General features: G+C 62.3%; 14 protein-coding genes. 8 read left to right on the forward strand and 6 right to left on the reverse strand.

Annotated elements, in window-relative coordinates; translation table 11 throughout:
- Positions 1–44: 44 nt before the first annotated feature.
- A complete protein-coding gene (locus ACIQUS_RS24505; RefSeq protein ID WP_285864799.1) occupies positions 45–365 on the reverse strand; it encodes a YbjQ family protein in 321 nt (106 codons plus the stop codon).
- Positions 366–509: 144 nt separating this feature from the next.
- On the opposite strand from ACIQUS_RS24505, the gene ACIQUS_RS24510 reads away from it, so the two are divergent.
- On the forward strand, positions 510–1,958 hold the full coding sequence (locus ACIQUS_RS24510) for an MFS transporter (RefSeq protein ID WP_403052827.1): 1,449 nt from the start codon (positions 510–512) through the stop codon (positions 1,956–1,958).
- Here ACIQUS_RS24510 and ACIQUS_RS24515 read toward each other — a convergent pair.
- A complete protein-coding gene (locus ACIQUS_RS24515) occupies positions 1,900–2,790 on the reverse strand; it encodes an EamA family transporter (RefSeq protein ID WP_403052830.1) in 891 nt (296 codons plus the stop codon). The genes ACIQUS_RS24510 and ACIQUS_RS24515 overlap by 59 nt on opposite strands.
- Positions 2,791–2,977: 187 nt before the next feature.
- Between ACIQUS_RS24515 and ACIQUS_RS24520 the strand changes: the two genes are divergently transcribed.
- Together ACIQUS_RS24520 and ACIQUS_RS24525 are read left to right on the forward strand one after the other, a co-directional pair.
- On the forward strand, positions 2,978–3,610 hold the full coding sequence (locus tag ACIQUS_RS24520) for a hypothetical protein (protein WP_403052833.1): 633 nt from the start codon (positions 2,978–2,980) through the stop codon (positions 3,608–3,610).
- A 13-nt stretch (positions 3,611–3,623) separates the two neighbouring features.
- Positions 3,624–4,241: a helix-turn-helix transcriptional regulator gene (locus tag ACIQUS_RS24525; protein WP_403052836.1), complete on the forward strand. Its 618-nt coding sequence runs from the start codon at positions 3,624–3,626 to the stop codon at positions 4,239–4,241.
- Here ACIQUS_RS24525 and ACIQUS_RS24530 read toward each other — a convergent pair.
- Positions 4,236–4,451, reverse strand: a complete 216-nt coding sequence (locus ACIQUS_RS24530; protein WP_130265202.1) for a molybdopterin-binding protein — start codon at positions 4,449–4,451, stop codon at positions 4,236–4,238. The two genes, ACIQUS_RS24525 and ACIQUS_RS24530, sit on opposite strands and share 6 nt — an antisense overlap.
- Before the next feature lie 407 nt (positions 4,452–4,858).
- Here ACIQUS_RS24530 and fdnG point away from each other — a divergent pair, with 407 nt between their 5' ends.
- From fdnG to fdhE, 4 genes are read left to right on the forward strand one after another with little or no spacing between them, the layout of a single operon-like run.
- Positions 4,859–7,909: a formate dehydrogenase-N subunit alpha gene (gene fdnG, locus ACIQUS_RS24535; protein ID WP_403052841.1), complete on the forward strand. Its 3,051-nt coding sequence runs from the start codon at positions 4,859–4,861 to the stop codon at positions 7,907–7,909.
- A 17-nt stretch (positions 7,910–7,926) separates the two neighbouring features.
- The gene (gene fdxH / locus ACIQUS_RS24540) at positions 7,927–8,817 is read left to right on the forward strand and encodes a formate dehydrogenase subunit beta (RefSeq protein WP_403052939.1); all 891 of its coding nucleotides are present in this window, start codon (positions 7,927–7,929) and stop codon (positions 8,815–8,817) included.
- Positions 8,814–9,458, forward strand: coding sequence for a formate dehydrogenase subunit gamma (locus ACIQUS_RS24545; protein ID WP_403052844.1), 645 nt, complete (start codon positions 8,814–8,816; stop codon positions 9,456–9,458). Before fdxH ends, ACIQUS_RS24545 begins: the two co-directional genes overlap by 4 nt.
- Complete coding sequence (gene fdhE / locus ACIQUS_RS24550) at positions 9,455–10,363, forward strand: formate dehydrogenase accessory protein FdhE (protein ID WP_403052847.1); 909 nt, start codon at positions 9,455–9,457, stop codon at positions 10,361–10,363. Before ACIQUS_RS24545 ends, fdhE begins: the two co-directional genes overlap by 4 nt.
- A gap of 127 nt (positions 10,364–10,490) precedes the next feature.
- Here the strand turns inward: fdhE and ACIQUS_RS24555 are convergent, their stop codons facing one another.
- A complete protein-coding gene (locus tag ACIQUS_RS24555; RefSeq protein ID WP_403052850.1) occupies positions 10,491–11,234 on the reverse strand; it encodes a transglutaminase-like cysteine peptidase in 744 nt (247 codons plus the stop codon).
- 204 nt (positions 11,235–11,438) lie between these two features.
- Here ACIQUS_RS24555 and ACIQUS_RS24560 point away from each other — a divergent pair, with 204 nt between their 5' ends.
- Entirely contained in the window at positions 11,439–11,738 is a 300-nt protein-coding gene (locus ACIQUS_RS24560; RefSeq protein WP_403052853.1) for a hypothetical protein, read from the forward strand.
- 30 nt (positions 11,739–11,768) lie between these two features.
- Here ACIQUS_RS24560 and ACIQUS_RS24565 read toward each other — a convergent pair whose 3' ends face one another.
- Both ACIQUS_RS24565 and ACIQUS_RS24570 read right to left on the reverse strand, forming a co-directional pair.
- Positions 11,769–12,002, reverse strand: a complete 234-nt coding sequence (locus ACIQUS_RS24565; RefSeq protein WP_403052856.1) for a zf-HC2 domain-containing protein — start codon at positions 12,000–12,002, stop codon at positions 11,769–11,771.
- Positions 11,996–12,601 carry an RNA polymerase sigma factor gene (locus ACIQUS_RS24570; RefSeq protein ID WP_403052859.1) on the reverse strand — a complete coding sequence of 202 codons (606 nt, stop codon included), beginning with the start codon at positions 12,599–12,601 and terminating at the stop codon, positions 11,996–11,998. The genes ACIQUS_RS24565 and ACIQUS_RS24570 overlap by 7 nt, the downstream gene beginning before the upstream one ends.
- Positions 12,602–12,715: the final 114 nt, after the last annotated feature.

Raw genomic sequence — 12,715 nt, forward strand, 5'->3', positions numbered from 1 at the left:
CCAATGGCCGCGCCATTTTGTCGCACCCTCCCCCTCTCCCCGCCTTAGCGCAGCTTGACGGCGGTACCGGTGACGAACACCACGACCATCCCTCCCCGGGCCGAAGGCATGCTGATTTCATAGTCCAGGCCCACCACGGCATCGGCCCGCAGGTCACGGGCGCGGGCCTTGATCTCGTCGGTGGCCTGGATACGCGCTTCTTTGAGTGCGCTCTCCAGGGTTTGCGAGCGGCCACCGAAGAAATCACGGAAGCTTGTGAATACATCACGTACCACGTTGATGCCCTGGACCGATTCGGCGCTGACCACGTCCAGATAGGTTTCGATCTGTCGCCCTTCGACAGTGCCGGTGGTGGTGATGATCATGTTGCTCTCCTTCGCGCTTGCAAGCGGTGTACGGCCAAAGAAAGCGATGGTAGCAAAACCGGCACGGTCAACTGGCTTTGTCGAACAGACCCTGCGCACCTAGACTTCCAGCCACCGCCACTGGCGTCTTTGCAAGGTGCGCCCATGCCCACCGCCCCTGCTCCGCCGCGTGCGTCCTGGGGCGAACTGCTGCACGGACGCAACGCCCTGCACGCCATCGCCCTGGCTGGCGGCGTGGGCCTGTACGCGATCAATGTGCATATCGTCACGACCATCCTGCCGACGGTGATTGCCGATATCGGCGGGCTGGCGCTGTATGCCTGGAGCACCACGCTGTTCGTGGCAACGTCGATCATCGGCTCGACCCTGTCGGCGCGGCTGCTCGAACGCCTCGGCCCCCGGGCCACCTTCCTGTTGGCGCTGGCGGTGTTCGCCGTGGGCTCGATGCTCTGTGCCCTGGCGCCGAACATGCCACTGCTGCTGGGCGGGCGCAGTGTCCAGGGCCTGGGCGGCGGCACCCTGTTTGCCTTGAGCTACGCACTGATCCGCCTGCTGTTCGAGGAACGTCTGTGGCCCCGGGCCGTGGCCCTGATCTCCGGCATGTGGGGCATGGCCACCCTGTCTGGCCCGGCCATCGGCGGTGTGTTCGCCCAGGCGGGCCTGTGGCGCTGGGCATTCTGGGCCTTGCTGCCGGTGGTGGCGGCACTCGCCGTGGTCGTCGGCAGGCAGCTGGATCGTAACGTCGCAAAAACCGCCTGCCCCGGACCACCCCCTTATGGCCTGATCGCAGGCGTCGTGCTTTCGGTGCTGGCCCTCTCGGCTGCCAGCCTGGCCGAGCGGTTGGCGTGGAATCTGTTCGGCATCGGCTTGGGTCTTGCCATCGTCGTGCTGATCGCTCGCCGCGATCGGGGCCCCGAACGCCGTCTGTTGCCTGACGGCGCCTATTCGCTGCGCAATCGCCTGGGCGTGCTGTACACGATCATGTGCCTGTTGATTGCCGCCATGACCACCGAGATCTTCGTGCCTTACTTCCTTCAGCGGATCCATGGTCTGGGGCCGCTGGCCGCGGGCTACATGACGGCGGCCATGGCCGGCGGCTGGACCTTGGCTGCCCTGCTCGGTGCCGGTTGCACTGGCGTTGCGGCCGAGCGACTGATGCGCCTGGGGCCGGCAATCATTCTGCTGGCGCTGCCGACGCTGGCGCTGATGACACCTCGAACGCAGTGGCTGGATAACATCGCCGGCCTGGTCAGCTACTGCCTGGCCCTGACCGGGGTCGGCCTGGGCATTGGCCTGGGCTGGCCGCACCTGATGAGCCGGGTGCTGGGCGCCGCACGAGCGGGTGAAGAGACCCTGGCCTCGGCCTCGATCACCACGCTTCAACTCTACGCCACGGCACTGGCCGCCGCCCTGGCCGGGGTGGTCAGCAACAGTGCCGGGCTGGTCGACCCCGGCGGTGTGGACGGCGCACGGCATGCGGCGGCCTGGTTGTTCGGCCTGTTTACCCTGGCACCGCTTCTGGTCCTGTGGCTGGTCAGGCGCGTTCTTGATCGGCGACCCGGGCAACCAGCAGGCGCGGACCGAAGACATTGATCAACAGCCCGGCCATCACCAGCATCGCCCCCCACCCCTGCGTGGGCGTCAGGCGCTCACCCAGCAACAGCGCCGACGAGCTCAACCCCACCACCGGGACCAACAGCGAGAACGGCGCCACCTTGCCGGCCGGGTAGCGCGACAACAAATGGCTCCAGAGGCTGTAGCCCAGCAAGGTGGCGACAAAAGCCAGGTAGGCCAGCGCCAGGATCGAACTCCAGCCGATCCCCAGCAGTGCGCTTTCAATGCGCGCCGGTCCTTCCAGCCACCAGGACAGGGCGAAGAACGGCAGTGGCGGAATCAACCCGCCCCAGATCACCAGGGCCACCAGATCGACCTTGCCAAAACGCCGGGTGATGATGTTGCCCAGGGCCCACATGGCCCCGGCGCACAAGGTCAGGATCAAGGCCAGCAGTGGCACGCTGGCGCCATTCTCGCTACCGATCAGCGCCAGGCCACCGGCCGCTACCAGCAACCCCAGCACGCTGGCGGCGCGCAGGCGTTCGCCCAGGAACAGTGCAGCGAAAAACAGGGTGAAAAATGCCTGTGATTGCAGTACCAGTGACGCCAGGCCAGGCGGCATGCCGCTGCCCATGGCCTGGAACAGGAACGCGAACTGCCCCAGGGAAATGGTCGCGCCATAGGCGATCAACCAGCGCCACGGCAATTGCGGGCGCTTGACCAGGAAAACCGCCGGAAAGGCCACCAGGGCAAAGCGCAAGGCGCCCAGCAACATCGGCGGCAGGCCGTCCAGGCCGACCTTGATCACCACGAAATTCACGCCCCAGGCAACGATCACCACCAGCGCCAACAGCAAGTCCTTTAACGGCATAGCCCCCGACCTTCCTTGTAATATTTCGCAACAGCGTAGAAGTTTGAGGGGGGGATTGCATCTGTTCATTGCGACGCTGGGGGAACTGGAAGCGACAGGGTGGACCGTTCAGCGGCTTGAGCAATAACGGCATATTTTTATGCTGTAATTGGTTTTGTAGGCTACTTCACCTTCCGAGGGTACTGCCATGAAGACCAGACTGTTCGTTGCGCTGCTGCTGGCGGCGTTGTGTGCATTTCCTGTCCTGAGCCCTGCTGCGCAACCCGCGGCCCCTGCGGCAGAGTCCGCCGCCTTGACCACTCGCCTGGCCCTGCGCGACTTGTGGGTGGAGCATATTTTCTGGATCCGCAACTACGCCATCGCCAATCAGGCCGGTAATCGCCAGCAAGCCGATGTCGCAAGCCAAGAGGTGGTCAGCAATGCCACGGCGATCGCCAACAGCATCGCCCCACTCTATGGCCAGCCGGCTGCCGACCAGTTGCTCAAGCTGCTCGCCGGGCACTGGGGTGCGGTCAAACTGTACAGTGATGCCAGCGTCGCCAATTCGGCCAAGGACAAGCAGGCCGCCATAGCCGACCTGACCAGTAACGCCAAGGCCCTGGCCAAGTTCCTCGCCACGGCCAACCCTTACTTGCCTGAAGGCACCCTCAATACCCTGCTCGCCGCCCACGGTGGGCACCATATCGCCCAGATCGACGAACTGGGTAAAAAGGACTACAAGGCAGAAGCCACCACCTGGAAACACATGCGCGAGCATATCCTCGCGCTGGCCGACGCCCTGACGGCGGCGCTGGTCAAACAGTTCCCGGACAAGTTCTGAGCGAGGTCAACTGATGTTCGAAGGCCTGGGACGTACCCAACAGGATCTGCTCTCGGCCCTGCTGTACAGGGCCGCAGGCATGAGCATCGAGGAGCTGGCCAGCCAGCTGGCGGTCACCCGCACGGCCGTGCGCCAGCACCTGGCGGCGCTGGAGCGCGACGACCTGGTGGTGCGCGGCGGGCTGCGCGCCACCGGCCGGCGCCCCGAGCAGCTCTATCAGCTCAGTACCCGTGGCCGGGAACTGTTCCCGCGACACTATCACCTGCTGGCCAACCTGTTGATCAGCGAAGTGGCCGAGGTGATTGGCCATGAGGCCCTGGTCGCCCTGCTGCGCCGCCTGGGCGAGAAAATGGCCAGCGACCTGAGCGCCACTCGCCTCGACGAAGCGCAGATCGCTGCGCATATGAAGGAAGTCGGCTACGAAGCCGAAGTGTTTTTCCGCTCAGGTGATACTGCGCAGATCGTCGCCCACAACTGCGTGTTCCATCAGCTGGCCGAGGCTCACCCTGAAGTCTGTGAGCTCGACCTGGCGCTGATCGGCAGCCTGGGTGGGGGGAAGGTGCAGCATCTTGAATGCATGCTGCGCGGGGGGCAGGTGTGTCGCTTTCAACTGGCGCGCGACGCCTCATAGCTTGGCGATCGAGACCTCGGTGGATTTGACGAAGGCAATCACTTCGCTGCCTATGCGCAGTTCCAGCTCATGCACCGAGCGGGTCGTGATCACCGACGTGACGATGCCGGCGGAAGTCTGCACATCGATTTCCGACACCACCGGCCCTTCGATGATCTCCTTGACCGTGCCCTTGAACTGATTGCGTACGTTGATCGCCTTGATGGTCATGCTCTGCTTCCTCGTCCTGGGTGCACTGCCACGCAGTGCTTGAGATGCAGAGTGCCCCGCCACCAATAAAATTAAAAAGAATATATAATTACTTAATTATATCTTTATAGAATATAAAGCCTACAACTTTAGTCGAAAGGACTCCAAGGTTGCCAGGCAACACCCCCAAGGATTACGGGCCCGCAAGCCCCGGCGATAGATCCGCTCGATAACGCCATCGACCCTCTTGATTAGTCCTACTTTCCGTACGGAAATACACTACCGTTCATCCGCGCCATCCGAGTCCTGCGCCAGACAGGGCCTTGCACCAATCGTGATCACCCTCAGCCAACTGCGCTTGCGACGCCTTGTTGCCGGGCATGCCTATGTCCGCTGCTGTGTGCAGCCGCCAGAATAAGGAGATACCCATGGGACTCGGCAGACGCCAGTTCTTCAAGCTCTGCACCGCCGGTGTCGCCACGGCCACCTGTGCGACGCTGGGCTTCGCGCCGGGCATGGCCCAGGCCACCCAGTCGCGCCAGTACAAGCTGCTGCGCGCCAAGGAGACCCGCAATAACTGCACCTACTGCTCGGTGGGCTGCGGGATCCTCATGTACAGCCTGGGTGACGGTGCCAAGAACGCCAAGGCGCGGATCTTCCATATCGAAGGCGACCCGGACCATCCGGTCAGCCGCGGCTCACTGTGCCCCAAGGGCGCGGGCCTGGTCGACTACGTGCACAGCGAACAGCGCCTGTTGTATCCGGAGTACCGCGCGCCGGGCTCGGACACGTGGCAGCGCATCAGTTGGGAGCACGCCATCGAGCGCATCGCCCGGCTGATGAAGGACGACCGCGACGCCAACTTCATCGAGAAAAACGCCAAGGGCACCACCGTCAATCGCTGGCTGACCACCGGCATGCTCTGCTCCTCGGCCGCCAGCAGCGAAACCGGCTCGCTGGACCAGCGCTTCACCCGCGCCCTGGGGATCCTCGGCACCGACAGCCAGGCACGGGTCTGCCACGCGCCGACCGTGTCGGCCCTGGCCCCGACCTTCGGCCGTGGCGCCATGACCAACAACTGGGTCGACATCAAGAACGCCAACGTGGTGCTGATCATGGGCGGCAACCCGGCCGAAGCACACCCGGTGGGCTTCAAGTGGGTGATCGAGGCGAAGATCCGCAATGGCGCCAAGGTCATCGTCGTAGACCCGCGCTTCAACCGCAGCGCCGCGGTGGCCGACATCTACTCGCCGATCCGCGCCGGCTCCGACGTGACCTTCCTGATGGGCGTGGTCAACTACCTGATCAGCCATGACAAGGTCCAGCACGAGTACGTACGCCACTACACCAACGCCAGCCTGATCGTACGCGAGGACTACCACTTCGACGACGGCCTGTTCAGCGGCTATGACGCCGGCAAGCGCAGCTACGACCGCAGTTCCTGGACCTACGAGCTCGACGAAAAGGGCTACGCCAGACGCGACCTGAGCCTGCAGCACCCGCGCTGCGTGTGGAACCTGCTCAAGGCCCACGTCAGCCGCTACACCCCGGAGATGGTCACCCGCGTCTGCGGTACGCCCAAGGACGACTTCCTGCAGATCTGCGCCCTGCTCGGCGCCACCAGCGTCCCGGACAAGACCGCCACCTTCCTCTACGCCCTGGGCTGGACCCACCACACCAATGGCGCGCAGATGATCCGTGGCTCGGGCATGATCCAGCTGCTGCTGGGCAACATCGGCATGGCCGGTGGCGGGGTCAACGCCCTGCGCGGCCACTCCAACATCCAGGGCTATACCGACCTGGGCCTGCTGTCGCTGCGCCTGCCCGGCTACATGAACCTGCCGTCCGACGAGCAGAAGGACCTGGCCACCTACCTCAAGCAGACGACGCCGACTGCGCTGCTCGAAGACCAGGTCAACTACTACAAGCACACGCCGAAATTCTTCGTCAGCCTGATGAAGAGCCTCTGGGGCGACAAGGCCACCCGAGACAACGACTGGGGCTTCGACTGGCTGCCCAAGTGGGACGACAGCTACGACGTGCTCAACTTCAGCAACCGCATGTACGAAGGCAAGGTCAACGGCTACATCGCCCAGGGCTTCAACCCGATCGCCGCCTTCCCCGACAAGAACAAGGCCCAGGCGGCGCTTTCCAGGCTCAAGTTCCTGGTGATCATCGACCCGCTGGCCACCGAAACCTCGAGTTTCTGGCAGAACCACGGCGAACAGCACGATGTCGACACCGCCGCGATCCAGACCGAAGTGTTCCGCCTGCCCTCCTCCTGCTTTGCCGAGGAAGACGGCTCGATCGTCAACTCCGGGCGCTGGCTGCAATGGCACTGGGCCGGCGCCGCGCCGCCCGGCGAGGCCTGGCACGATGGCAAGATCCTCGGTCACCTGTTCATGAAGCTGCGCGAGCTGTACGCCACCGAAGGCGGTGCCAACCCGGCGCCGGTCCTCAACATGGCCTGGGACTACGCCGACCCCTTCGATCCCAAGCCTGAAGAAGTGGCCAAGGAGTCCAACGGTCGCGCCCTGGTCGACCTGCACGACGAGCAAGGCAACCTGATCCTGCGCAAGGGCCAGTTGCTCAACGACTTCTCGCAGCTGCGCGACGATGGCAGCACCCAGTGCTTCAACTGGATCTTCGCCGGTTCCTGGACCGAACAGGGCAACCAGATGGCCCGCCGCGACAACGCCGACAGCGGCCTGGGTTGTACCCCGGGCTGGGCCTGGGCCTGGCCGCAGAACCGGCGCATCCTCTACAACCGCGCCTCCGCCGACCCCCAGGGCCAGCCCTGGGATCCGAAACGCAAGCTGATCGGCTGGGACGGCACGCGCTGGAGCGGGATCGACGTACCCGACTTTGCCGTCAATGCCGCGCCGGGCGGCAAGGTCAACCCGTTCATCATGCTGCCTGAAGGCCTGGGCCGGCTGTTCTCGGTGGGTGCCATGAACGATGGCCCGTTCCCGGAGCACTACGAGCCGACCGAAAGCCCGCTGGCGCACAACCCGCTGCACCCGCAGGTGACCTACAGCCCCACTGCGCGCCTGTACGACCACGACCGCCAGCGCATGGGCAGCCGCGAGGCGTTCCCCTATGTGGCGACCACCTACTCGATCACCGAGCTGTTCCGCCACTGGACCAAGCATGCGCGCCTGAACGCCATCATCCAGCCCGAGCAGTTCATTGAGATCGGCGAGAAGCTGGCGGCCGACAAGGGCATCGTCCAGGGCGACACCGTCAAGGTCAGTACCAAGCGCGGCTACATCAAGGCCAAGGCCGTGGTGACCAAGCGCATCCGCCGCCTCAACGTCGATGGCCAGGCCGTCGACACCATCGGCATCCCCTGCCACTGGGGTTACGAGGGCGCCACCCGCAAGGGTTTCCTGGCCAACACCCTGACCCCGGGGGTGGGCGATTCCAATACCCAGACGCCGGAGTACAAGGCGTTTCTCGTGAACATTGAAAAGGTCTGAGGGGCGAAACCATGTCCATGCAATCCCAAGACATCGTCCGCCGCTCGGCGACCAGCGTGCTGACGCCGACGCCCCAGGCCCGCGATCACCAGGCCGAAGTGGCCAAGCTGATCGACGTCAGCATCTGCATCGGCTGCAAGGCCTGCCAGGTGGCGTGCAACGAGTGGAACGACCTGCGTGACGAGGTCGGCCACAACGTCGGCGTCTACGACAACCCGGCCGACCTCTCGGCCGACACCTGGACACTGATGCGCTTCGATGAAGTCGAGGACGAGAGCGGCAAGCTCGAATGGCTGATCCGCAAGGACGGCTGCATGCACTGCGCCGATCCCGGCTGCCTGAAAGCCTGCCCGCAGCCCGGAGCGATCATCCAGTACGCCAACGGCATCGTCGACTTCCAGTCCGAGCATTGCATCGGCTGCGGCTACTGCATCGCCGGCTGCCCGTTCGATGTGCCGCGCATCAGCCAGAAGGACAACAAGGCCTACAAATGCACCCTGTGCGTGGACCGTGTTGCAGTGGGCCAGGAGCCGGCCTGCGTCAAGACCTGCCCTACCGGCGCGATCAACTTCGGCAGCAAGCAGGACATGCTGCACCAGGCCAGTGAGCGGGTTACCGAACTGCAGGGCCGGGGCTTTGCCGGCGCCGGCATCTACGACCCGCAGGGCGTGGGCGGCACCCATGTGGTCTACGTGCTGCAGCATGCCGACAAACCGCAGCTGTACCACAAGCTGCCCACCGACCCGCGCATCAGCAGTGCCATCCATGGCTGGAAAGGCTGGCTCAAGCCGGTGGCCGCGGCGGCCTTCTTCGCGACCCTGGCCGGCACCCTGTTCCACTACATCGGCGTTGGCCCCAACGAAGTCGACGACCAGGACGAGAAACGCGACGAGGAGACCCACGCATGAACACCGACAAACTGATCCTGCGCACCCGCTTCATCGACCGCGCCTGCCACTGGTTCATGGTGATCTGCTTCTTCGCCGTGGCACTGTCGGGGCTGTCGTGGTTCTTCCCGTCGTTCAATGGCCTCAACGCCGTGTTCGGCACCCCACAGCTGGCGCGCATCCTTCATCCGTTCTTCGGGGTCGTGGTGTTCGTGCTGCTGATGTTCCTGTTCGTGCGTTTCGTGCGCTACAACCTGCCGGAGCGCGAGGATGTGCAATGGTTCAAGAACGTCAGGCAGGTGCTGGCCGGCAAGCATGACCCGGCGCTCAACATCGGCAAGTACAACGCCGGGCAGAAGGTGCTGTTCTGGGGCATCATGGGCCTGATCACCCTGTTGCTGATCAGCGGCGTGGTGATCTGGCGGCCCTGGTTCGCCCCACTGTTCAGCATCCCCACCCTGCGTATCGGCCTGCTGCTGCACGCGATCGCCGGCATCGCCCTGATCCTGCTGATCATCGGCCATGCCTACCTGGCGTTCTGGGTCAAAGGCTCGATTCGCGGCATGCTCACCGGCTACGTCAGCCGCGCCTGGGCGAAAACCCACCATGATCGCTGGTACCGGCAGATCAGCAAGCAGGACAAACCGGGGAGCCGGCCATGAGTATCCAGATGACCCCGGTCCAGACGCCCACGGGCGGGATCAACGAAATCATCCCGGTGCTGCTGCCGGCGCTCAAGGATCGCTACGCCAAGCGCGCTTTGCGCTTGAAGCAACTGGCCCAAGGGCATGCCATGGGCGACTACCTGGGCTTTTGTGCACGTATCGCCGAAGCCCAGCAACAGCTGCTGGATCAAATGCCATTGCCAGCAGAGCACGTGGCGGGGTTGAGTGAGCGCCTTGGCGGCGGGCAAGCACCGCTGGCGAGCACTGACTACCCGCGTCACCCCTACTGGCAACAGTTGCTGCAGGCGCTGATCGAGCGGCTTTATCCCGAGACCCATGCGGCGGTGCGCAGTACCCTGGAGTCCTTGCGCCGCTACACATCAGCGGAACTGGAGGGGCTGGCCGGCGCCTTGCTGGCGGGTGAGCATGAGCAAGTCGACAGCGGTCAGGCGCTGTTCCTCTGGGCAGCCTTGTCGCTGTACTACACCCAACTGGCCAGTGCCTTGCCGGCCGGCGCCAGGGCCCATCTGGGTGAGCAGCGCCAACACTGCCCGGTGTGCGCCAGCGCGCCGGTGGCAAGCGTAATCATGACCGGCGCCCAGGCTGGCCTGCGTTACCTGCAGTGCGGTCTGTGCGAGTGCCGCTGGCACATGGTCCGGCTCAAGTGCAGCAACTGCGAAGCCACCGGCGCGCTGGACTATTGGTCGCTGGACCGGCAGGACGCGGCGATCAAGGCCGAAAGCTGCAATGAATGTCACAGCTACCTGAAAGTGTTCTATCCGGAGCAAGATCGTGACCAGGACGTGCTGGCCGATGACCTTGCCAGCCTGGCGCTGGATGCCGAGGTGGAGCGCGAGGGGTATGGGCGCAGTGGGGTCAGCCCGTATCTGTTTCCGGGTTGAACCTGCGGATCGCAGGCTTCGCCAGCTCCCACAAGGGCACAGACACACCGAGGATATTTGTGGGAGCTGGCGAAGCCAGCGATGGGCTGCACAGCAGCCCCGGGCAATCACCCAAAATCAATAGGACTCAGTACCTGTTGTACTCCGACCTCGCAGCCGAAAGCATAAGTCCTGACGGGATACCGTCCTCATCGCGATTCATCACATCCGACTCTTCACGCTTTGCTCTTTTCACCAGCGGTAGCCAATCAGGCAACTGTCCGACACTACCGACAGGTTTGAACCGGGCGTGATCGAAGGCATATAACCCGGTCTCGTCAAAAGCAAATTTTACATTCAAATCATTACGTTGTGCGCTTGAGCGAATGTCATTGCCGAGGTTGTCCAGCAGCAACGGATCGGTTTCTGCGTTCTGCCAGTAACCGAGTACCATATGCGCTTGCTGCGTCGACGTCTGGGTTGCATAAACAACACGCAGGTTGCGTTCAGGAACGCCCAGCAAGCGCAAGGTGAAGTATTTCGCCAGGGCAAAATCCTCACAATCACCCCGCCCCTTTTCCAGGGTTTCCATGGGTGATGCCCAGTAGTCGGCTTGCTGCCATACATCGATGTCTTCGCCGTAACGAATCGTACGGTTGAAAAACTCGTTCACCCGCTGAAGTTTCTCGCGGTCAGAGAGTTCGGTCGAGTCGGCAATCAAGGCACGCCAGTCGCTCACGCGCTGAGCGCCTTCCTGGGAGGGCTGAATGTCGGCTGAAAGTGGCTTGGCGACGGCGCTTCCCCACAACATCCCCCAACCGAGCAACAAAACAGATACGTGTTTCAGTTGTCGTCCAAACGTTTTGGAATTAAGGATATTCAGTTTTATCAAGCAGTACCTCACTTAATAATAAATGGTTCCTACAAGGGGGACGCCTAAGACGGTTCGCACCTTAAGGTATGGCATACCAACACGCAAGGTACGTCCGTCGGACATTCGGGATAGGCCCCATCAGTCCGATGAGCTGTAACAAAACCTGCCCCTCCCGCATCTATAAAAAGCACACCTCAAGCCCCGCGTTCTGAGGAAACCACCATGAAACTGATAATGAAGATGTCAGTCGTGGTTGCAGCTGCGGCAGCAATGATGGCCATGACTGCGACACAGGCTGAAGACGGCAGTAATCGAGTACTCGACTATCACCAGCAAAATGCAGTGGCAAGGAGTCAAACCAGTCAGGATTCCAGCGAGCAATATGTACAAATGATCAAGGAACAGCCTACTGCCTCCGGCGTCAACACGATGCAAGAAGCGCTGCCACCCACCCAGAAATCAGACCCCCGGTTGACCTCTCCGATCATCAGAGACAGGGAAGAGTACCGGAGCGCCCATTGACCCCCGATGCAGACCGCCAGCATGCCCAGCCTATCGCACAGGGATGTGCCCTAGGATGCTCTCGAGAATCGCCTGACTGTCGACCCGGTGTTCCTGAACATGCAGCCGTTGCAGCACACGGGAGGTGAGTTCCAGCTGGCTGATATACCGGCTACAGTTCATGCATTGTCGCAAATGAATAAACACCCCATGACGATCGGTTAGATCCAAGGTCCCGTCAATGAACTCAGAAGCCAATTCTGAAATATCGCGACAATTCAGCATTTCCCGTCCTCTTGAAAATGACTGAGCATGAGTTGCATACGTTGCCGGGCGCGGTGCAACAGCACACGGACATTTCCCTCGGTCAGTCCCAGGGCATCGGCGATCTCCTTGTATTCAAGCCCTGCAAGTTCACGCATGATGACCACACTTCTCTGGGCACTGGGAAGTTCATAGAGGTGTTTACGTATGCAAGCGTGCAGTTCAACTTCCGCCAGTAGTTCCTCCGGGCTCTCATGGTGCCATTGCCTGGGAGGTGACGCCCAGGCACCCTCGTCATCAAAGCGCGAAAGGATCGGCGAACGGTGATCGCCATCCCATACGTCCAATGACCGCTCGCGACCTTGCTTACGTCTTATCGAAAGCGCTTCATTAATAGCAATTCTTGCCAACCAGGTCCGAAACTTTGAACGTCCCTCGAATGTTCCCACAGCAGCGACAGCTTTCAGCCAGGTCTCTTGGGCAACATCATTTGCAGCATCTGGTCCCACCAGGGGAATTGCAATAGTAATAAGGAACGCGTGATGAATCTTGATCAAACTCTCCAGTGCATGAGCATCACCATTGCGTAGCCGTTCGAGTAACGCTTGCTCATTGTCCATGACCCGGTCTCCCGACCTGCTCCGGCAGCAAGTACCAATACGGCTTCAGGCACTTATATAATAGAACCCTCATGCACTTGACACTTTGACACTTCACCCAATGAATACTTAACT

This window comes from Pseudomonas sp. NPDC090755, assembly GCF_044769005.1.
In the GTDB taxonomy this organism is placed as follows: Bacteria; Pseudomonadota; Gammaproteobacteria; order Pseudomonadales; family Pseudomonadaceae; genus Aquipseudomonas.

Coding starts and splice junctions, on each gene's coding strand:
- ACIQUS_RS24505 (WP_285864799.1), bottom strand. CDS start 365: ATGATCATCACCACCACCGGCACTGTCGAAGGGCGACAGATCGAAACC.
- ACIQUS_RS24510 (WP_403052827.1), top strand. CDS start 510: ATGCCCACCGCCCCTGCTCCGCCGCGTGCGTCCTGGGGCGAACTGCTG.
- ACIQUS_RS24515 (WP_403052830.1), bottom strand. CDS start 2,790: ATGCCGTTAAAGGACTTGCTGTTGGCGCTGGTGGTGATCGTTGCCTGG.
- ACIQUS_RS24520 (WP_403052833.1), top strand. CDS start 2,978: ATGAAGACCAGACTGTTCGTTGCGCTGCTGCTGGCGGCGTTGTGTGCA.
- ACIQUS_RS24525 (WP_403052836.1), top strand. CDS start 3,624: ATGTTCGAAGGCCTGGGACGTACCCAACAGGATCTGCTCTCGGCCCTG.
- ACIQUS_RS24530 (WP_130265202.1), bottom strand. CDS start 4,451: ATGACCATCAAGGCGATCAACGTACGCAATCAGTTCAAGGGCACGGTC.
- fdnG (WP_403052841.1), top strand. CDS start 4,859: ATGGGACTCGGCAGACGCCAGTTCTTCAAGCTCTGCACCGCCGGTGTC.
- fdxH (WP_403052939.1), top strand. CDS start 7,927: ATGCAATCCCAAGACATCGTCCGCCGCTCGGCGACCAGCGTGCTGACG.
- ACIQUS_RS24545 (WP_403052844.1), top strand. CDS start 8,814: ATGAACACCGACAAACTGATCCTGCGCACCCGCTTCATCGACCGCGCC.
- fdhE (WP_403052847.1), top strand. CDS start 9,455: ATGAGTATCCAGATGACCCCGGTCCAGACGCCCACGGGCGGGATCAAC.
- ACIQUS_RS24560 (WP_403052853.1), top strand. CDS start 11,439: ATGAAACTGATAATGAAGATGTCAGTCGTGGTTGCAGCTGCGGCAGCA.
- ACIQUS_RS24565 (WP_403052856.1), bottom strand. CDS start 12,002: ATGCTGAATTGTCGCGATATTTCAGAATTGGCTTCTGAGTTCATTGAC.
- ACIQUS_RS24570 (WP_403052859.1), bottom strand. CDS start 12,601: ATGGACAATGAGCAAGCGTTACTCGAACGGCTACGCAATGGTGATGCT.